Origin of the sequence: Nocardia sp. (assembly GCF_025465275.1) — a bacterium.
Taxonomy (GTDB): Bacteria; Actinomycetota; Actinomycetes; order Mycobacteriales; family Mycobacteriaceae; genus Nocardia.
This window is the reverse complement of sequence record NZ_JAODNK010000012.1, coordinates 48,567-68,204: the sequence shown is the minus strand read 5'-3', so window position 1 is coordinate 68,204 and position 19,638 is coordinate 48,567. Positions and strand designations below refer to the sequence as shown.

The 19,638-nt window shown below is 65.7% G+C and carries 22 protein-coding genes; 4 read left to right on the top strand and 18 right to left on the bottom strand.

Annotated elements, in window-relative coordinates; all coding sequences use genetic code 11:
- Positions 1–12: 12 nt before the first annotated feature.
- Together JWN03_RS03485 and JWN03_RS03480 are read right to left on the bottom strand one after the other, a co-directional pair.
- On the bottom strand, positions 13–1,749 hold the full coding sequence (locus tag JWN03_RS03485; protein ID WP_297609555.1) for an ABC transporter ATP-binding protein: 1,737 nt from the start codon (positions 1,747–1,749) through the stop codon (positions 13–15).
- Positions 1,746–3,617, bottom strand: coding sequence for an ABC transporter ATP-binding protein (locus JWN03_RS03480; protein ID WP_297609552.1), 1,872 nt, complete (start codon positions 3,615–3,617; stop codon positions 1,746–1,748). Before JWN03_RS03480 ends, JWN03_RS03485 begins: the two co-directional genes overlap by 4 nt.
- Before the next feature lie 126 nt (positions 3,618–3,743).
- Between JWN03_RS03480 and JWN03_RS03475 the strand changes: the two genes are divergently transcribed.
- Together JWN03_RS03475 and JWN03_RS03470 are read left to right on the top strand one after the other, a co-directional pair.
- Complete coding sequence (locus JWN03_RS03475; protein WP_297609549.1) at positions 3,744–4,685, top strand: RluA family pseudouridine synthase; 942 nt, start codon at positions 3,744–3,746, stop codon at positions 4,683–4,685.
- A 61-nt stretch (positions 4,686–4,746) separates the two neighbouring features.
- The gene (locus tag JWN03_RS03470; RefSeq protein WP_297609546.1) at positions 4,747–5,511 is read left to right on the top strand and encodes a CPBP family intramembrane glutamic endopeptidase; all 765 of its coding nucleotides are present in this window, start codon (positions 4,747–4,749) and stop codon (positions 5,509–5,511) included.
- 116 nt (positions 5,512–5,627) lie between these two features.
- On the opposite strand, the gene JWN03_RS03465 is transcribed toward JWN03_RS03470, so the two are convergent.
- From JWN03_RS03465 to JWN03_RS03450, 4 genes are all read right to left on the bottom strand, one after another.
- On the bottom strand, positions 5,628–6,038 hold the full coding sequence (locus JWN03_RS03465) for a hypothetical protein (protein ID WP_297609543.1): 411 nt from the start codon (positions 6,036–6,038) through the stop codon (positions 5,628–5,630).
- A 178-nt stretch (positions 6,039–6,216) separates the two neighbouring features.
- Complete coding sequence (locus tag JWN03_RS03460) at positions 6,217–8,388, bottom strand: MMPL family transporter (RefSeq protein ID WP_297609540.1); 2,172 nt, start codon at positions 8,386–8,388, stop codon at positions 6,217–6,219.
- A 67-nt stretch (positions 8,389–8,455) separates the two neighbouring features.
- Positions 8,456–9,007, bottom strand: coding sequence for an EXLDI protein (locus tag JWN03_RS03455; protein ID WP_297609537.1), 552 nt, complete (start codon positions 9,005–9,007; stop codon positions 8,456–8,458).
- A 334-nt stretch (positions 9,008–9,341) separates the two neighbouring features.
- On the bottom strand, positions 9,342–10,316 hold the full coding sequence (locus JWN03_RS03450; protein WP_297609534.1) for a LysR family transcriptional regulator: 975 nt from the start codon (positions 10,314–10,316) through the stop codon (positions 9,342–9,344).
- 81 nt (positions 10,317–10,397) lie between these two features.
- On the opposite strand from JWN03_RS03450, the gene JWN03_RS03445 reads away from it, so the two are divergent.
- A complete protein-coding gene (locus JWN03_RS03445; protein ID WP_297609532.1) occupies positions 10,398–10,808 on the top strand; it encodes a DUF5997 family protein in 411 nt (136 codons plus the stop codon).
- Positions 10,809–10,821: 13 nt separating this feature from the next.
- Here the strand turns inward: JWN03_RS03445 and JWN03_RS03440 are convergent, their stop codons facing one another.
- From JWN03_RS03440 to JWN03_RS03420, 5 genes are all read right to left on the bottom strand, one after another.
- A complete protein-coding gene (locus JWN03_RS03440) occupies positions 10,822–14,196 on the bottom strand; it encodes a 3-carboxy-cis,cis-muconate cycloisomerase family FAD/NAD(P)-binding protein (RefSeq protein WP_297609529.1) in 3,375 nt (1,124 codons plus the stop codon).
- Positions 14,197–14,315: 119 nt separating this feature from the next.
- Positions 14,316–14,738: a hypothetical protein gene (locus JWN03_RS03435; protein WP_297609526.1), complete on the bottom strand. Its 423-nt coding sequence runs from the start codon at positions 14,736–14,738 to the stop codon at positions 14,316–14,318.
- Positions 14,739–14,762: 24 nt separating this feature from the next.
- Positions 14,763–15,080, bottom strand: coding sequence for an MFS transporter (locus tag JWN03_RS03430; protein ID WP_297609581.1), 318 nt, complete (start codon positions 15,078–15,080; stop codon positions 14,763–14,765).
- Positions 15,014–15,460: a type II toxin-antitoxin system VapC family toxin gene (locus JWN03_RS03425; protein ID WP_297609522.1), complete on the bottom strand. Its 447-nt coding sequence runs from the start codon at positions 15,458–15,460 to the stop codon at positions 15,014–15,016. Before JWN03_RS03425 ends, JWN03_RS03430 begins: the two co-directional genes overlap by 67 nt.
- On the bottom strand, positions 15,457–15,681 hold the full coding sequence (locus tag JWN03_RS03420; RefSeq protein WP_297609519.1) for a CopG family transcriptional regulator: 225 nt from the start codon (positions 15,679–15,681) through the stop codon (positions 15,457–15,459). The genes JWN03_RS03425 and JWN03_RS03420 overlap by 4 nt, the downstream gene beginning before the upstream one ends.
- A 108-nt stretch (positions 15,682–15,789) precedes the next feature.
- Between JWN03_RS03420 and JWN03_RS03415 the strand changes: the two genes are divergently transcribed.
- Positions 15,790–16,212 carry a pyridoxamine 5'-phosphate oxidase family protein gene (locus tag JWN03_RS03415; RefSeq protein WP_297609516.1) on the top strand — a complete coding sequence of 141 codons (423 nt, stop codon included), beginning with the start codon at positions 15,790–15,792 and terminating at the stop codon, positions 16,210–16,212.
- A 128-nt stretch (positions 16,213–16,340) separates the two neighbouring features.
- Here the strand turns inward: JWN03_RS03415 and rpsQ are convergent, their stop codons facing one another.
- Genes rpsQ through rplB form a run of 7 tightly spaced genes read right to left on the bottom strand, consistent with a single transcriptional unit; the run spans position 16,341 to position 19,624 of the window.
- Positions 16,341–16,637, bottom strand: a complete 297-nt coding sequence (rpsQ, locus tag JWN03_RS03410) for a 30S ribosomal protein S17 (RefSeq protein ID WP_297609513.1) — start codon at positions 16,635–16,637, stop codon at positions 16,341–16,343.
- Positions 16,634–16,873 carry a 50S ribosomal protein L29 gene (gene rpmC / locus JWN03_RS03405; protein WP_297609510.1) on the bottom strand — a complete coding sequence of 80 codons (240 nt, stop codon included), beginning with the start codon at positions 16,871–16,873 and terminating at the stop codon, positions 16,634–16,636. The genes rpsQ and rpmC overlap by 4 nt, the downstream gene beginning before the upstream one ends.
- Entirely contained in the window at positions 16,873–17,289 is a 417-nt protein-coding gene (gene rplP, locus JWN03_RS03400; RefSeq protein WP_297609507.1) for a 50S ribosomal protein L16, read from the bottom strand. The genes rpmC and rplP overlap by 1 nt, the downstream gene beginning before the upstream one ends.
- A 3-nt stretch (positions 17,290–17,292) precedes the next feature.
- The gene (gene rpsC / locus JWN03_RS03395; RefSeq protein ID WP_297609504.1) at positions 17,293–18,099 is read right to left on the bottom strand and encodes a 30S ribosomal protein S3; all 807 of its coding nucleotides are present in this window, start codon (positions 18,097–18,099) and stop codon (positions 17,293–17,295) included.
- Positions 18,100–18,501, bottom strand: coding sequence for a 50S ribosomal protein L22 (rplV, locus tag JWN03_RS03390; protein ID WP_297609501.1), 402 nt, complete (start codon positions 18,499–18,501; stop codon positions 18,100–18,102).
- Positions 18,498–18,779: a 30S ribosomal protein S19 gene (gene rpsS, locus JWN03_RS03385; protein WP_067519528.1), complete on the bottom strand. Its 282-nt coding sequence runs from the start codon at positions 18,777–18,779 to the stop codon at positions 18,498–18,500. The genes rplV and rpsS overlap by 4 nt, the downstream gene beginning before the upstream one ends.
- Before the next feature lie 14 nt (positions 18,780–18,793).
- Positions 18,794–19,624 (bottom strand): 50S ribosomal protein L2, encoded by an 831-nt coding sequence (gene rplB / locus JWN03_RS03380; protein WP_297609495.1) that lies wholly within the window; start codon positions 19,622–19,624, stop codon positions 18,794–18,796.
- Positions 19,625–19,638: the final 14 nt, after the last annotated feature.

Below are 19,638 nucleotides of genomic sequence, written 5' to 3'. Positions count from 1 at the left end.
CAGTGAAAGCCGTTACGCGTGCACTGATTCCAGTCGCCAGCCCGCCGCACGACTGCGCTCGTTCCAGAAGGCGGCGTAGCGTCCGTCCAGGGCCAGCAGTTCATCGTGCGTGCCGCGTTCGACGATGCGGCCCGCCTCCATGAACAGGATCTGATCCGCGTGCGCGATGGTGGCCAGGCGATGCGCCACCACAATGACCGTCCGCTCCCGGGTCAGCTGATGCACACCGCGCACCACCACCGCCTCGTTCTGCGGATCGAGGGCACTGGTGGCCTCGTCCAGCAGCACCACCGGTGCGTCCTTGAGGAGAGCCCGCGCGATCGAAACCCGCTGGCGCTCACCGCCGGACAGCGCCGCGCCGCCCTCGCCGACGGTGGTGTTCCAGCCCTCCGGCAGGCGTTCGGCGATCTCGTCCACCCGGGCCACCGCGGCCGCGCCGCGCACCTGCTCATCAGTGGCGTCCAGGCGCCCGGCCCGAATGTTCTCCAGCACCGAATGATTGAAGAGATAGACGTTCTGGAATACCAGCGACAGCTGACCCAGCAGCGTGTGCGACGGCTGATCACGAACATCGTGGCCGCTCACCAGGACTCGACCGGAATCGGCGGCATGGAAGCGGGCAGCCAGCCGCAGCACGGTGGACTTGCCCGCGCCGCTGGGACCGACGATCGCGGTGGTAGTTCCGGCCGGGACCGTGAACGACACCTCCGACAGCACCTGCGCGCCGGTCCGATAGGCGAAACTCACCTCCTCGAACACCACGCTCGGCGTGCCCGGGGTGACCTCGGTATCCGGCTGCGGCAGTGCGGGTTCCGCGAGCAGGGTGGTTACCCGATCCGCCGCGGCCGCCGCCGAACGCAGCGCTGTGCCCAACTGCGCCGCCTGATTCAGCGGTTCGATGAAGCGGCTGCTCACCGCGATCAGCGCAATGGCCGCCGCCGCCGAGATACTGCCGCCGGTCACCTGACCGACCACCAGATACACCAGCACCAGGAATACCGCCTGCACGCACAGCGAAAAGACGATCAGGCCGGGCACACTCGCGAACAGCAGACCGGTGGCGGCCCTACGCTGCCGGGTCAGTGCCGCATTCAGCGCCTTGTTCCCGGAGCCCACGGCGCCGAAGGACCGCAGCACCGGCTGCGCCTGCGCGAATTCCAGCACCCGGGCATTGGCCTCGCCCGACGCCTCGTGCAATTGCGCATCGGAGGCGGTGTAGGAGCGATTCGCCCACAGGTTCACCAGATACAGCACCGGCGCGGCCAGCAGCATGGCCAGGGATATCCGCCAGTCCACGAACAGCATTCCGACCGCGACGCCCAGCGGAACAATGGCGCCGGTCAACATCTTGGCCAGCAGGTACGCAATGAGACCCTGCAACTCGCGCACGTTCTCGACCACCAGCCGTGACAGCGCACCGGCATTCTGCGTCTCGAACCAGCCCAGCGGCAACGCATTCAGATGATCGCCGAGGCGGGTCTGCAACCCGTGCGACATACCCACACCGATGCGCAGACCCAGCACCAACTGCAGGAAGCTGAAGCCGACCTGACCCGCCACCGCGGCGGCAAGCGCTATCGTCCAGCGCCAGGCACCCGCGGTATCGCCGTCGAACAATGCCTGGAGCACCGGCAACAGCAGCACATACGCCGCGGCCTGCAAAAGCGCCTGCAGCGTGATGGCGGCCAGCAGTTTCGGTGTCAGCGCGGCGAATTCGCGCGGCACCAGAGCGAAGACCTTGCGTATCATCGTGTTCCCTCCATGACCACGTCCAGCGCCGCCTCATTGATCTCCCACAGCTGCTGATAGAGACCGCCGGCCCCGCGCAGACTCGCGTGATCGCCCTGCTCGACCAGGGTTCCGTTCTCCAGCACCAGAATCCGGTCCACACCCGTAATGGTGTGCAGGCGGTGCGCGATCACCAGCACGGTGCGACCGGCCACCAGCGCGGCCAGCGCATCCTGCACCGCCGCTTCCGATTCCGGGTCGGCGAAGGCCGTGGCCTCGTCCAGCACCAGCACCGGGGTATCAGCGAGCAGCGCGCGGGCGATGGAAAGCCGTTGCGCCTCACCGCCGGACAGGGTGGCGTCCACGCCGATCTCGGAGTCGTAGCCGCGCGGCAGGGCGAGAATCCGCTCGTGGATCTGGGCCGCGCGGGCCGCACGTTCCAGCGCGGCGTCATCGGCATCGGGGCTGGCGAGCAAGAGATTCTCGCGCACGCTGCCACGAATCAGGCGCACGTCCTGGAAGACGAATCCGACTGTGCAATACAGCTCTTCGGTGGCGAAGTCGCGAATATCGCGGCCGCCGATGGAGATTCGCCCCGCATCGATGTCATAGAAACGCGGCAGCAGCTTGGCGAGTGTGGACTTGCCCGAACCGCTCGGGCCGACCAGCGCGGTGAGCGTGCCCGGCGCCAGCTCCAGATCGAGGCCGTGCAACACCTGATGATCGGCGCGATAGCCGAAGCTCACGCCCTCGAAACGCACCAGCCCGGCCGGAGCCGCGGCCGGTGCGGTATCGGATTCCGGTGCGCTGGAGGCCAATTCGGGAGTCGCCATGAGCTCGTGTAACCGCAGGGCGGCGTCACCGGCGGCCCGCAGCGCCTGCGCGCCGTAACCGAGGCCCAGCAGCGAACTGCCCAGACCCAGCCCGACCAGCAGGAACGGCAGCACATCGACCGGGGCCACCCAGCCCGCGCCCACCCCGGTCAGGCCGGCGAGCACCACCAGCAGCATCACGAACACCGGCGCGACCACCGCCTCCGACAGCGACTGCACCGACAGGATCGGCATCTTCAGCCGTCGCAGGCTGTCGGTCTGATGATCCACCGCGTCCTGGAAGACGCTGTGTGCCTTGCCCGCCCGGCCGAAGGCCCGCACCACCTGGATACCGTCCACGAATTCGACGGTCGCCTCGCGGGTGCGCTGTTCGGCGGCGTTGTAGACCAGCATGCGCTCACGGCCGGGCTCGTCCAGCATCTTCTTCATGCAGAGCACGTAGATCACCAGTGGCAGCAGCAACACCAGGGTGAGGCGCCAATCGACGGTGAACAGGTAGACGAGCGTCACCAGCGGCACGGTCACCGAGCCGATGAAATCCAGCCGCGCGTGCGCGACCAGATAGTGCAGCGCCTCCACATCGTCCTGCAGGTACTTCTTCACCTCGGCCGAGGTGCGAACACCGAACCAGCCCAGGGGAACCCGGGTCAGTTTGTCGGCGAGCAGCCGGCGCAAGGTCAGCTGGTAGCGGGCGTCGGTCAGATGCGACCAGGTCAGCGCCGCCGCCTGCAGCAACGCCCGGACCACCAGCACCAGTACGGTTATGAGCAGCAGCCGCCACACCCGATCGGTGTCGATCGTGGTGGCCAGCAGCTCCCGGCACGCCTCGACGATCAGAATGAACGGGACCACCGCACAGACCGAGGCGATCGCCGTGATCAAGCTCGCCAGCGCGAGCGTGCCCGCGACCGGAGCGAGAATCTCCTTGCGGGCGGCGGCTTCTCGTCGGCGCCGGGCTTTCACCTCGGCCTTATCGGGCTGTGCGCCCCCCTCGGTCTCCGCGGTGAGCCGCGGATCGGGTTCGACCGCCTGCGGCGGTACGACCTCCACCGTCATCAGTTCTGCTCCTCCACCATTGTCGGAATGGCCTCGCCGTCACACACCGAGGCATCGCAAGATAGGTTAGGCTAACTTTGCCATCCGGGGAAGGCGGGCCACAGCGGCACGACTAGGGTCTTCCAGGTGAGACGCAGGCAGCAGCCGCCGCTACCCAAGCGGCACGGGTTGGACCCGGCACGACTGCGGCTGCCCGAAGACGGCGAGTGGGCGACCATTCGCGACCACCTCGTCGAGCGGCTGCCACGGGTACCCGCCGCACGCATCGACGCACTGCTGCTCGAAGGCGGCATCGTGGATCTGGACGGACCCATCGCCCCGGACGCGGCCTATGTGCCCGGCGGTGCGATCTGGTTCCACCGGGACCTGCCGGTGGAGACCGACGTCCCGTTCGAGATCGGCATCGTGCACCGCGACGACGATCTGCTCGTCATCGACAAACCGCACTTTCTGTCCACAATTCCGCGCGGACAACACATTCTGCAGACTGCGCTGGTTCGCCTGCGCCGCGAACTCGACCTCCCGGATCTGGTGCCCGCGCACCGGCTGGACCGGGTCACCGCCGGGCTGGTGCTGTTCATCGTCAATCCCGAACGCCGCGGCGCGTACCAGACCATGTTCCACAAACGGGTGGTGCACAAGGAGTACGAAGCCATCGCCCGCTTCGATCCGGAGCTCGAACTACCGCGCACGATCATCAGCCGGATCATCAAGGAGCGGCAGGTACTGCGCGCGTTCGAGGAGCCCGGTGAGCCGAATGCCGAGACCCATATCGAACTGCTCGAGCAGCGCGACGGACTCGCGCGGTATCGGCTGCGGCCCAAGACCGGACGCACCCATCAGCTGCGGCTGCATATGAACGGCCTCGGCCTCCCGATTCTCGGCGACGACTTCTATCCGGAACTCACCGACAAACCGGTCGGCGACTTCACCCGCCCGCTGCAATTGCTGGCCTGTGCGCTCGAATTCACCGATCCGATCACCAAGGTTCCGCGCCGCTTCGAAACCCGCCGCACGCTGCAGGCATGGAATGACCCGGAAGGCTGGGCGACCGGAATCCGGACCTGAAATCCAGCGGTCTCGACCACATTCGGGTGTCTTCTCAGAATCCCGGCGTACGCTGGCCGGGATGTCTCGATCAGATAACGGTGCGGTCGCTGTGCTTCCCGACGCACCCGCACCACTGCACCTCCGCCTGCACGCCTACGTCGACGTAGCCGTCGTTGTCGTGGTCTTGATCTGCACAAATCTCATTGCGCACTTCACCACGTCCTGGGCCAGCATTGTCACGGTGCCGATAGCCGCACTTGTGCTGCTGGCGCTGGTCCGCCGCCGCGGACTCGGCTGGGGCGAGCTCGGACTCGACCCGCGGCAGTGGCGGCGCGGCACCATCTGGGCGCTGGCGGCGGTGGGCATCGTGCTCGGGGCGGTCGCCATCGGCGCGATCCTGCCGATCACCCGGCCGTTCTTCCTGGCCGATCGGTACGCCACCATTTCGGGTGCGCTCATCGCGTCCATGATCGTCATTCCGCTGCAGACGGCCATTCCGGAGGAGCTCGCCTTCCGTGGCGTGCTGCACGGCACGCTCGACCGCGCCTACGGGGCGCGCGGTGTATTCGCTACCGGATCACTGCTTTTCGGCCTCTGGCATGTGGCCTCATCGCTGGGTCTCACCAGCGGAAACAAGGGCCTGAGCAGTTTCCTCGGCGGCGGAGTCCCCGGGCAGATCGCCGGTATCGCACTCGCCGTATTGGCCACGGCCGCAGCCGGAGTCGTCTTCACCTGGCTGCGCCGCCGCAGCGGCAGCCTGCTCGCACCCATCGCACTGCACTGGTCGCTGAACGGTGCGGGCGCACTGGCCGCCGCTGTGGTCTGGCATACGACGATGCGCTGAACAAGCGCACGCGGCAAACACTTCCGAGGGACCGGACCGGCTGACTAGGGAACAGAGGATTGGCGTCAGCCGGCCCGGGACGATTCGGCGCGGTCGGGCCGCGACCGAATCGAGTATCAGGAGCCCAGGAAACCGAGCGGGCCCGCGCCACAGGTGGCGCTGCCGGTCAGGGTGGGCTGCAGGACATTGACCTTGAGCTCCCATGCCGAACCCTGCAGGGTGGACAGGGTGTGGGTGCCGGCGCCCTTCGGGGTCCACTGAATGGTGGCGCTGCCGTTCGACGGGTTGATCGGGCTGCCGCCGATGACCAGGCCGTTGTCGTAGAACCAGACCTGAATCCAGCTGTTGTAGGTCGCGGTCACCTGGTAGGTGCAGGCGGCGTAGACATTGCTGGCATTGACCGACAGGCTGGTGGGAGCCGCCGACGCGTAGGGCGCCGTCAGGGCCGCCGAACAGGCCATCGCGGCCAGGGCGGTGACGCCGAAGCCGGCCCGCCGGGCGATGTGCTTGTTCACGGTCATGGTCATTCGAAACTCCCTCGCTGTACGGTCCGGCGAACCATATCGGTTGTCCAGTTCGGGCGGTGGCGCTTTCCGGAAAAAACTGAAACGTGTTTCTGTCAGAAGGCTCCGGGGACCGCAAAACACCAGGCCCGCCCCCTGAAAAGGAGACGGGCCCGGCTGGACGTGCGGAACGGATCAGCGACTATCGCCGCGCCGAATCAGGCTGCGACCACTGCGGGTCGTCCCAATCCTGCTTCTCCAGAACGACCTGGTGCGACGGATCGGCATCCCCACCGTGACCCGGCCACCAGGCCCGGCGGCCGATCAGCGCGGTCACCGACGGCGTGAAGAACATCGCCATGACGAAGGCCGCGATACCGATACCCACCGAGATGGCGAAACCCATCTGCGAGAGCGCGGTATTGCCCGCCAGCATCATCGAGGCGAAGGTGCCCGCCAGGATGAGACCGGCAGCGGCGATCGTCGGACCGGTGTGCTTGACCGCCTCGGCCGCGGCCCTGTGCGGATCGTGGCCCTCGCGGGCCTCCTCCCGCAGGCGGGCCACCATGAGGATGTTGTAGTCGGTCCCCAGAGCGACCACGAACAGATACATGATCAGCGGCAAGGTGAAGATCAAGCCCGAATTCCCTTGGATGTGCTGGAAAACCAGCACGGCCGCACCGAGAGTGGCCGCGAATCCCAGGAATACCGACGCGATCAAGTACCAGGGCGCTACCAGACTGCGCAGCAACAACCCCAGCACCAGCATGATGAGCACCGCGGCCACCGGGAACACCACCGAGTAATCACGGTTCATGGCGGCCTTGAAGTCGACGAACACCGAGGTCATACCGCCGACCACGGCGGTCGTCCCGGCCGGAGCCGACGAATGCGCGATATCGCGCAGCGGACCCTTCACCGTCGCCAATGCGGCATCGGATTCCGGAGTGTCATTGAGCGTCACCTGGTATTCGGCGACCGCCTTGTCGGCCGATAGCTTCGGCTCCGACACCTGACCCACACCGGAGACGCCCGTCAGGGACGCACGGTAGGCGGTCAGCTGGTCCGTGGTCAGCGCGGCACCATCGGTGCGTAGATAGACCTGCGAGGGCTGGGTGCTGCCCGCGGGCTCGCCCTTCAGCAATTCCTTGCTGTAGATGGTGGATTCGGAGGTATCCGAGGTCGAACTCGAACTCAGATCGAACGTCGGATTGAAGCCGAACGCCACGATGCCGAGCGCCAGCAGCACACCGCCGGAGGCCACCGCGAACACACCGGGCCGCTTGCCCAGGGCCGCACCGACAGCCGCGAACCGGGCACCCGTCGGCTCCTGCTTCCACGCCTTCGACGGCCAGAACACCTTGGTGCCCAATAGCGAAACAATGGCCGGAACCAGGGTGAGTCCCGCCAGCAGCGCCACCGCGACGGCGATCGCCAGCGCCGGGCCGAGCGAACGGAACATGCCCAGCGTCGACAGCATGAGCGCACCGAAGGCGATGATCACCGCGGCCGCGGCCGAACTGATCGCCTCACCGACCCGGGTGACCGCGCTGACCATGGCGGTCTTGGGATCCTCACCCGCACGCAGGCGCTCCCGGTAGCGGAACATGAGGAACAGGATGTAATCGGTGCCGACGCCGAACAACACCACGATCAGCAGTGATTGCACGGAACTGTCGACCTTGAGGTCGAAAGCCTTGCTCACCATGGCAATCAGGCCATTGACGCCGAGCGAGACCACACCGATCACAATGATCGGCAGGAACGCGATCACCGGACTGCGGAAGATCACCAGCAGCAGAATCAGGATCAGCGCGATGGTGGCGATGCCGATAATTGCCAGCGCATTGTTGCCGGATTCCTGCTGATCCAGCTGCTGGGCCGCGGCGCCGGTGACACCGGCCTTCAGATCGGTGCCGTTCACCTGATCCTTCAAGGCGGTACGCAACACCTTGACCGCATCGGTCTGCGCGGTGTCACCAGCACTGGTGACCTTGGTCATCGCGACGGCGGCGATCTGAATGGACCGGTTGTCGGCGGCAGGCGCCGCCTGCACCTTCAAGACATCCTTGAGGTGCTGGTCGTCCAGCTTGCCCGCGGCGGCCTGCACCGTCGCCACGTCGCTATCGGTCAGCGGAGCGCCGTCGGTGCGCTCGAAGACGATGAGCGCGGCCGGAGTGGCGCTGTTGGGGAATGCCTTCTGCTGCAGATCCATCGCCTGGATGGACTCGTAATGCGAAGGCAGGAAGTCGGATTGGTCGGTGGTGGCGGTGAGTTTGGGCGCCGTGGCCACCACCGCGATGATGGCGATCAGCCAGACGCCGATGACCAGCCACGGCTGTTTGACGACGAAGCGCCCCAGTCGGGAAAACATGCGGGGGAAGTCCTTTCAAGGTTTCGACCGCGTGCAGAATCTGTGCTGACAGAGCTCTATTCGGTGCTTAAATGTCGAGAAACTGCGCAGACGGGTTTTCCACCGCATCGGCGACTGTCCGGTACGCCTTGGCAGGCACCCGGTCACGCAACTCCCCCAGCGAATCCACGATTTCGAGTGTGTAGTCGCCATAGCCATCCTGGCCGACACCGACCAGTTCGCGCCAGCCCTTGAATTCGTTGGCCCAGTTGGCAATCAGCGGAACGTGCGAGCCGTCGGCATTCCGGCGGGCCGTGACGAACTCTTCCCGCTTGGCATTGAAGTGGCCCTTCGTCTCCTCGTAGGCATGCTTGGTCGCCGTCGAGAAGTCGGACCAGTCCAGGTAGTGGCGGTGCACCACCAGCTTGCCCTTGCGGCTCTGGTAGATGCGCACATTTTCGGTGCCGGCCGTGGTGACCTGCTGCGATTTCGCCAACAGGCGGCCGACGAAGCTCTGGGTCCGGGCGCCGCCGGGGCCGACGCGCACCTCGATCTCCGTCATTCCGTCAGGCAGGGTCTGCGTCACCGCGGTGCCAGGGGCGGCGTCCTCGTCGGCAGGCTTCTGCATATCGATGTCCATGATCTGCTCCAGTTTCGATCATTCGTCAACAATAGGTTGACTATCCAGTTTTGGTCAACCATCGGTTGACGACTTGTTCATTCGCGGATGCGCATACGGGCATGCTTCTACGTCTGCGCACCGCGGATTCGAAATCCACTGTGCTTCAACGGTTCCCGACTATCGGATCCGCAGCGGCCGAGCTTCCCACCACCTGAAATTACTATAAGTAGACGTATACGTATAGCGCAACCCTGACTTCACCCTGAGAAATCCCCCGACTTCACCCCGGACAGGACGAAGGGCCCGCCTCCCTCTCGGGAGACGGGCCCTCGGACCACGCTGTCGGCGGCTACTACTTCCCGCGGCGCTTGCCCGGCTTCTTCACGGCCCCACCCTGTTTCGCCTTGGCCCCGGTCTGCTTCGCACCACCGGCAGGCTTCTTCGCACCACCGGCCGGCTTCTTTCCCTGGCTCGCGGTGCGGCGCGGCTTGGCCGCCTCCTGGCCCGACGGCGAGCGCGAACTGCGCGCCGAGCGCCCGCGCACCACGCCGACGAACTCCTCGACCAATTCGGTGGTCTGCGCATCCGGCCAGGCCAGCACGATTTCGGTCTCCGGCACACCGGTCATGGTCCGGTAGACCAGATCCTTGCGACTGTGCAGGCGCGCAATGGAATGCGGCACGATGGCCGCGCCGCTGACCGCCGCCACCAACTCCATGGTCATGGCCGCCTCGTCGAGGTCGGTGCCGTCCTGCATGCGCTCTTCCGTCAGCTCGGCCATGCTCACCTGCTCGAACACCGACAGCGGATGATCCTTGGGCACAACCACAACGGGCAACTCACGGTAGAGCGGGATGGCACTGATCCCGTCCCGGTCGATCGGCAGGCGGACGAAGCACATATCGACGCGGCCGTCGCGCAGCGCCGCATCCTGCTCGCGCATGGGCACGGGGATCATCTCGACCGGGATCTCGGGAAAGCGCTCGCGCCAGATCCGATCCCATTTGGTCACGGTCACCCCGGGCACAAATCCGACCCGCAGCCGTTCCCCTGCCTCATCGGCCGCGACCGGTTCGGGCTCCGGAGCATTCGCGAGAATGTCCCGGGCCGCTATCAGTAGTTCCTCGCCGTCTGCGGTGAGCTGGGTCGGCTGCGCACCAGGCACGAACAATTTCGCGCCGAGTTCCTCCTCCAACTCGATGATCGTCCGGCTCAGGCGCTGCCGGGCAATACCGAGGCCCTGCGCCGCGCGCGCGAAGTGCAACTCCTCCGCAACCGCGGCGAACCAGCGCAGACGCGGGATATCGATCGACTCGAACCGGCTCATTCCACCCAGGTTATTGCACCGCGAGCCAGGTTATTGCACCGCGCGGCCAGATCACCTCTGCTCGACCGATACCCTGATCAGGTGAGCCCGGACAAGAAACCCCAGAACATGAAGCCGCTGACCGCGGCAGCCAAACTCGGCATCTACCTCCCCGCAACCCCCGAGGAGTTCCGGAACTCACCCGTCACCCGCGCACAGCTCGAAGAGCTGCGCACAAATCCGCCGCAGTGGCTGCTCGACCTGCGCGCCGACGGACCCTTCCCGCGCGATGTGGTCGCCCGCAAACTCGGCATCTCGAACTCCGGGCTGGGCCGCGCCGGTGTCGAGGACGCGCTGACCAATGCGGAGATCGACGCCCTGCTGGCCGCCCCGCCGGAATGGCTGGTGAAGGAGCGGGAGAACTTCGCCGAGGTGCGCAAGGAAGCCGAGCGCGTCAAGGCCAAGGATGCCGAACGGCGCGCGGCCACCAACCGCCCGGCCAAGAACTGGTAGTCCGGCTCACGACTCACATCCGGCGCAGCACCCGATCGACAAGATCAGGGGCTGCGCCGAGATAGTTTTCGGGCCGCAACAGTTCGGCCAGCTCCGGCTGGCCGATATGCCTCGCGATATCCGGGCATTCGGCCAGGATGTCGGCCAGCGGGCGCGCGGTGGACTGCGATTCGTACGCGGCCGCCTGCAGCGTCTTCTTCGCGACCGGCTTACCGAGCAGCGGGGCCAGGCGGATCGAGAGGCGCTCGGAGACGATCTGGCCCTCGGTGAGCGTGAGATTCGCGCTCATCCGGTCGGCATCCGCGGTCAGGCCGGCGGCCAGCTCCACCGCAGTATGCGCGGCGCCGCCCACCAGCAGCAGGCACTCGCGCAGCGGCTGCCATTCGGCATGCCAGGAGCCCGCCGGGCGTTCGTCCTCGGCCAGCAGCGCACCGAAGAGCGTCGAGGCCAGCCCGGGCACCTGCAAGGCGGCGGCACGAATCATGGTGCTCAATACCGGGTTTCGCTTCTGCGGCATGGCGGAGGATTCGCCGCGACCCGCGGCCGAGGGTTCGCACAGTTCGGCGATCTCGGTGCGGGACTGGGAGATCACGTCCACCGCCAGCTTGCCGAGCACTCCCGAGGTGAGGGCCAGCGCCGCGGCCAGATCGGCAATCGGGGTGCGGACGGTATGCCAGGGGGTCGCGGTGACGGTGAGCGAGAGTTCGGCCGCGAACTCTTCGGTGAGCCGCTGCACGATCTCACCGGCAGGCGCCTGCGACAGCTCCGAATCCGCGCAACGGGCGCATTCGATATAGGACGCCAAAGTGCCTGCCGCACCGCCCAATTGCACCGGCAGGCCGGTGCGCACCTGGCACAGCCGATCGCGGGCGTCGAGCAGGCCCTGCATCCACACCGCCACCTTGGCGCCGAACGTGGTCGGTACCGCCTGCATGGCCAGCGTCCGCCCGGCAATGGGCGTATCGCGGTGGCGGCGCGCCAATTCGGCGAGCGACCCGAGCATGGTGTTGAGATCGGTGATGATGACCGACAGCACGCGCGCGGCGATCACCATGGTCGCCGTATCGAGAATGTCCTGACTGGTCGAGCCGTAGTGCACGTAGTTCGCGCTCACCGGGTCGATATCGGCGACCGCGCGGTGCAGTCGCTCCACGAAGGTGACCACCGGATTGGCCGCTCCCCGTGCGGCTTCGGCAATATCCCGGGCGCTGAATTCGTGCTCGCGCACGGCGGTCGCCATATGCTCGGCGACACTGTCCGGAACCATGCCGAGCCGGGCCTCGGCGCGAGCGAGCGCGAGCTCCACCTCCAGCATGGCCTCGATCCAGGCATCATCGCCCAGCAGGGATTCCACCGGGGCGCCGACGCTCACCGGAGACAGCAGCCCGCATTCGATCGCCATATCGTCGTGCCTTTCAGGAGAATTCGCATGCTCGTCGTAGCGGTGGGTGGTGAGGATTTCGCGGGCGATGCCGTCGCCGTCTGCCAGGGTCACCGAATTGACGCCGGGGCGCGGGCCCGCCGCGGTCACCCAGCGGACGGACTCGGTGGGCACACCGAAGGCGTAGCGGCGCGGATGGATTCGGCCCGTGCCGTCCACCAGGTGATGGGTGTGCGGCGCGATGGTGAGGCCACCGGTCCGATAGCTGCTGCCGTCCGGTGAGTCGATGGCATAACCGCGCACATCATTGCGGCCCAGTAGATTTCGCAGCAGCGGATCAGCCGTGCGGCGCAGGTCGGGCGCCGGCAGCCAGGCGTCGATGAGATGGCGGCCCTGCACCTGTGATCCGTGCACATGCGGTGAACCGGCGATGAAGAGCCCGCGCTCGGCATCGATATCCACCTGCATGCCGGGACCGACCACCCGCACGATGCCCGCACGGATCAGCGCCGCCAATTCGGCAATGCGGCTCGCGGGCGGGCCGATCGAGAGGAAGGCGTTCATCGGGGTGTACCAGCGGTCCAGATCGTCCCGATACGACGACCCCGCGATACCGCCGTAGTCGACCACGAGCCGGACCTCATTGCGCAGGTCCCGCAGTACATCCAGCGCCGCCTTGACCGGACCCCGGACATTGCCGAGGCGGGCCTCGCGCACATCGGCATCCAGGTAGGCCAGCAGCCAGTCGTGAAAAGCGCCGGGCCGGTCGAAGCGCCGGCCGCCCGTCGGATCCACCAGGGTGTCCCAATTCCACTGCTCCTGCTGCCGGATATGGAAGCGCTGCAACAGCTCGGCGGCGTCCTGGTCGGTGGGCACGGTGAGATAGCGATCCCGGAAGGACTCCAGCCGCTGCGGGCTGAGCTGCTCGGACAGCAGCGCCGCGTAGTACACCGATTCGACCTCGCGGGCAATCAGCGGCCACACATCCCGGCGGAAGGAGACATCGCCCAACTTCCGTGAGCGACTGCGCAATCGGTCGATGCGCGCGGGGTTCAACAGCAGCGGCGCGTACCGGCCGTCCACACCCTTCTGGTTCTCGCCGCGCGCGTGATGCGGAATACCCCGGCGGCAGCCCGCGATAATGACCGGTTCGCGGCCGGACGCCACATACTCCAGCCCCGCGTCGCACTCCTTGAAGACCCCGCCGCGGCCGGCGGTCAGCAGCACCAGATAGTCGAAGAAGGTGAGCCCCAGGCCGCGGATGAGCACGGGATCGCGCTCCGGAATCCGGTCCACATCGATATCGGCGGCATTGGCGGGGGGCACGTAGCCGAGCCCGAGCCGGCGCGCCGAATCCGGCAGTGAGCCGGGCACTTCCGGCTGCGCCTCCCCCAGGTGTCCCTGCGTGAGCACTACGGCGTGCAGGCCGCGCACCCGCTCCCCCGTACTCAACTCCAGTTCCTGCAATCCGCCCGGGCCGTCTCGCAAATCCACTGCGGTAGCCACAATTTCGCGCACATGCACCCATTCCGCATAGCGGTCGCGCGTTCGTTCGAATGCCCAGCGCAGATAATGGCCGTAGAAGTAGCGCGGCGGATAGGTTTCCGCGCGTATCCGGAGGGCTTCTCGATAAGCCCGTACGGGCAGTCCGGCGAAATTGCCGATCTTGGCGATGAAATTGGCCCATTCATGCAGACTCGGACCGCGATCGACCGGTCCCGCCATCTCGACGGTGTCATCGGTGAACACGGTGACCTGCTCGGATACCGTATTCATCAGCAGCTGAGCAGGCTGGTCGGTACGCCATACCGCGCCGGTGCCAACCTGTTTCGAGTCCAGCAGAATGAGCTCGACGCCCGAAGAATTACCGAGCTGCCGAGCATTGGCACAAATTCGCTCACAGACATTCAGACCGCGAGGTCCCATTCCGACGATCGCAATCCGAACCACATTGTCGAGCATGCACTCACCGATCGCGCCCGAAGATTTGCACCCGGTAGCGGGCACGTCGCCGAGAGTAGCGAGGTCACCGATCCCATACAAGAACGCGCGGTACGGAATACGTCCTTCCTCGCGAAACGCCGAACGCAGTATTGCGCTCTGCGTGTTGGAAAAGCAGTGACCGGCTACCGCGAGAATTCCGGCCGATACCGGACCGTCAGCGAACGGCTGCCGCGAGCTCCGCAGCGGGCTCGCCTGCGCCCGAGGCAGTTTCGCGGCGCCCCCGACACCAACGCCAGCTCCAGCAGCCAGGTGATGGAACTGTCTGCGTTGCCAACGATTTCGGTCATCATCGGCGCGATATAGGTGATGGCGGCGAACTCCGCACCGAACCCCAGCACGGTCATGCCATTGGCCAGCAGAACCTGAATGTTCTTGAAAGCAGCCAGTTCCCGGCGCAGCCGCACACCCTCGGGCGCGGGCAGATCGGGAACCAGTTTCGCTATGCCGAACAATCCGGCCACACCGAGCAGCGCTACGAAACCGAAGGTGATGCGCCAGCCGAACTGCTGGCCGATCAACGTCCCCAGCGGTACGCCGACAAACATTCGCGACGGTAAGCCCCGTGAACATCATGGCGATGGCCCGGCCTTGCGATCCGGTGCGACCAGCTCGGCCGCCACCACCGCACCGATCCCGAAGAACGCACCGTGCGCCAGCGAGGCGACCACGCGGCCGAGCAGCATGATGCCGAAGACGGGTGCGACGGCGGAGATCAGATTCCCGGCGATGAAGAAGCCCATCAGCAGCATGAGCATTCGCTTGCGGGAGATGCGGGTGCCGAGCGCAGTCATAATGGGCGCGCCGAGATGCGCCCTGGCGACTAGGCCGGAGTTTGCAGGTCGTCGGGCAGCAACCGAAAGGTGGCGTACCCGTTCAGGGGGCGTAATGCACGGAAGTCCCTACGATCCAGAGTCAGGATGAGGTCGGTGTCGTACTCGTCCGCCAGAGCGACACACATCGCGTCCACGAGGTCGAGGTTCATCCCCTCGTAGTTCATACGCACTCTCACAGCAACTTTCAGCTGCGCTGCGGTGACGTCTCCGAGAACGATGCGGTTCGATCCGATTCGCTCTGCGAGCACATTGAGGATGGCATCAGCGACCTTCCGGCCGGCACGGATGCTTGCCACGTGGTGCACCTCGGTCAGGGCCAGCGGACTGACGATCAAAGCGCTCGCCGCGTCCGCAGCGCGCCGAACCGCAAAGTGCTCCGAATCGGAACGATTGAACAACGCGAGTAGACCCGAGGTATCCGCAACCGCGATCATGCGGGTCGATTCATCGCATCTCGAATGTCATCCTTGCCTATCGGGCCGCCTAGATCGAAGGTCTCCTCGTCGGTCAGCAGCGGCTCATCCCAACGGCGGTGACGGATGAGATAGGCACGAACCGCATCGCGAGTGATCTCATGCTTCGACCGGCCTTCCACCTCGGCCTGCGCATCCAGCGCAGCCTCTTCATCGGCAGGAAATCGCATTGTCCAGGCCATACTTCGATGATACCGCGAGTGATACCGAAGCCGCCCAACATCATGCATCTCGAAGAACCGCGCAGGGCGACTCCTGAATTCGTCACACCATCTCGGTACCGTGGATTCATGGCACTGACGTTGGAAGAACGACAGAGTTTCCTCGCACAACCACACATCGGGGCGCTGGCCGTGAACAACCGGCCGGGACGCGCACCCCTGACGGTGCCCATCTGGTACCAGTACTCGCCCGGCGGTGAGCTGTGGGTGCTGACGGGTCCCGCGTCGCAGAAGATGCGGCTGCTCGAAGAGGCCGGGCGCTTCAGCCTGATGGTCGAGACCCTCGAACCCACCGTCCGCTACGTGACGGCCGAGGGGCCGGTCACCCGGGTGACCCCGATGACCGAGGAACAACACCACGAGATGGCGGCGCGCTACCTGCCCGCCGACAAGGTGGACGGCTACCTGAAATACGCCGAATCCATCGGCGAACAGGTAGCGATATACATGCGCCCCGAGCATTGGCTATCCGCCGACATGGGCTCATTCTGACCGTTTCACCCGACCCGTGAAACGACGAAGGCCCGCGTCCCAAAAGGGAAGCGGGCCTTCGTTTTACGACTCTGTCAGTCGCGGAGGGGGCTGGCCGTTTCGAACGACCTGCAAGCAGTCGTTACGACTTACTTCGCCCGCTCCAGGACCTCGACCAGACGCCAGCGCTTGGTGGCGGACAGCGGACGGGTCTCCATCAGCTGCACGAGGTCGCCGACGTTCGCGCTCTCGTTCTCGTCGTGGGCCTTGACCTTCGAGGTGGTGCGGATGATCTTGCCGTAAAGCTTGTGCTTCACGCGATTCTCCAGCTCGACCACGATGGTCTTGGTCATCTTGTCGGAGACAACGTAGCCCTTGCGGATCTTGCGCTGGCCCCGCTCCTCGACCGTTGCCGGCGTCTTGGCCGGGCCTTTTGCGTCACTCATGCCGCATCTCCCTTGCCTTCAGGACCGGTGGCCAGCCCGAGCTCGCGCTCACGCATGACCGTGTAGAGGCGCGCGATCTCGTGGCGGACCACACGCAGACGACGGTTGTTCTGCAACTGTCCCGTCGCCATCTGGAAGCGCAGGTTGAACAGCTCTTCCTTGCCTTCACGCAGTTTCGCGACGAGCTCCTCTTCGGTCAGCTCGCGCAGCTCTGCAGCCGGAGTTCCGGTAGCCATCAGAACTGCTCCTCCCTGGTCACGATCCTGCACTTCATGGGGAGCTTGTGCATCGCGCGGCGCAGGGCCTCACGAGCGGTCTCCTCGCTGGGGTAAGACATCTCGAACATGATCCGTCCCGGCTTCACGTTCGCGATCCACCACTCCGGCGAACCCTTACCGGAACCCATGCGGGTTTCGGCCGGCTTCTTCGTGAGCGGGCGATCGGGGTAGATGTTGATCCAGATCTTGCCGCCACGCTTGATGTGGCGAGTCATTGCGATACGCGCAGACTCGATCTGGCGGTTGGTCACGTAAGCGGGCTCCAGAGCCTGGATGCCGTACTCACCGAACGTCACCGCAGTGCCGCCCTTGGCCATGCCGGAGCGGCCCGGGTGGTGCTGCTTACGGTGCTTGACCTTGCGAGGCATCAACATAGGTCAGCCCTCCTGGGTCGTCTCTGCCGGCGCCTCCGCGACTGCAGTCGCGGCACGCCCGGCCTCAGTACTGGTGGCAGTGGTGCCCTGGGCGCCCGAGCGACGCGGGCGGCTCGGCCGCTCACGACGCGGACGGTCACGGTCACCGGCCGGCGCAGCGGTCGCAGTGACCTCGCGCTTGCCGCCGACGATGTCGCCCTTGTAGATCCACACCTTCACGCCGATACGGCCGAAGGTGGTACGAGCCTCGTACAGGCCGTAGTCGATGTCCGCGCGAAGGGTGTGCAGCGGCACACGGCCTTCACGGTAGAACTCCGAGCGCGACATTTCGGCGCCACCGAGGCGGCCCGAGCACTGCACGCGGATGCCCTTGACGTTCGGCGAACGCATGGCCGACTGAATGGCCTTACGCATCGCACGACGGAACGCCACACGGTTCGACAGCTGCTCGGCAACACCCTGAGCAACGAGCTGCGCATCCGATTCGGGGTTCTTGACCTCGAGGATGTTCAGCTGCACCTGCTTGCCGGTGAGCTTCTCCAGCTCGGCACGAATACGGTCGGCCTCGGCGCCGCGACGACCGATGACGATGCCCGGACGAGCGGTGTGGATATCCACACGCACACGGTCACGGGTCCGCTCGATCTCGACCTTCGAGATGCCGGCCCGCTCCATGCCAGTGGCGAGGAGCTTGCGGATCTTGACGTCTTCGCCGACGTATTCCTTGTACTGCTTATCGGCGTACCAACGCGACTTCCAGTCGGTCGTGATACCGAGGCGGAAGCCATGGGGATTAATTTTCTGTCCCATTTACTTTGCCCCTCCCTTCCGGCGGTTGCGAGGGGCGTTGGCCAGCTCAGGCACGCTCTCGACCTCGATGGTGATGTGGCTGGTGCGCTTGCGGATCCGGAACGCACGGCCCTGGGCCCGCGGCTGGAAACGCTTCATGGTCGCGCCCTCGTCGACGAAAGCCGTCGAGATGACCAGGGTGGCCGGGTTCAGACCGAGGTTGTTCTCGGCGTTGGCCGCGGCCGAAGCCACCACCTTGGCGACCGGCTCGCTGGCAGCCTGCGGGGCGAACCGCAGAATGTTCAGCGCGTCCTCGACTCGCTTGCCGCGGACCAGGTCCACAACACGACGAGCCTTCATCGGCGTAACGCGCACGTGCTTAGCGGTAGCGCGTGCAGTCTGGTTCTGAGTTTCAGTGCTCATCGCCGCTTGCTCTTCCGATCGTCCTTGACGTGGCTACGGAACGTCCTGGTCGGCGCAAACTCACCGAGCTTGTGCCCAACCATGTTGTCCGACACGAACACCGGGACGTGCTTGCGGCCGTCGTGCACCGAGAACGTGTGCCCGATGAAATCGGGAATGATGGTCGAACGACGCGACCAGGTCTTGATGACCTGCTTCGTGCCCTTCTCGTTCTGAACGTCCACCTTCTTGAGGAGGTGATCGTCTACGAACGGGCCCTTCTTGAGGCTGCGTGGCATCTTTAACCTCCTCCTTAACGCTTCTTGCCGCGGCGGCGGACGATGAGCTTGTCGCTGGGACGGTTGGGCTTGCGGGTACGGCCCTCAGGCTTGCCCCACGGCGAGACCGGGTGGCGACCACCGGAGGTCTTACCTTCACCACCACCGTGCGGGTGGTCGACCGGGTTCATGACGACACCACGGACGGTCGGGCGAACGCCCTTCCACCGCATACGGCCGGCCTTGCCCCAGTTGATGTTCGACTGCTCGGCGTTGCCGACCTCGCCGATGGTGGCGCGGCAGCGCACATCGACGCGACGGATTTCACCGGAGGGCATACGCAGGACGGCGAAGGAGCCTTCCTTACCCAGCAGCTGAATGCTCATGCCTGCGGCGCGAGCCAGCTTGGCGCCGCCACCCGGACGCAGTTCCACCGCGTGAATGGTGGTACCGGTCGGGATCGAGCGCATCGGCAGGTTGTTGCCGGGCTTGATGTCGGCGCCGGTGCCGGACTCGATCTTCGTGCCCTGGGCAATGCCCTTGGGCGCGATGATGTAGCGCTTCTCGCCATCGGCGAAGTGCAGCAGCGCGATATTGGCGGTGCGGTTGGGGTCGTACTCGATGTGAGCGACCTTGGCCGGGATGCCGTCTTTGTCCGTGCGACGGAAGTCGATCAGACGGTACGCGCGCTTGTGGCCACCACCCTTGTGACGGGTGGTGATGCGGCCCTGAGCGTTACGGCCACCGGTCTTGGTGAGCGGACGGATCAGCGACTTCTCGGGGGTGGTGCGGGTGATCTCGGCGAAATCCGAGACCGAGGCGCCACGACGACCCGGGGTAGTCGGCTTGTATTTACGAATTGCCATGAGTTCTTCTCTGC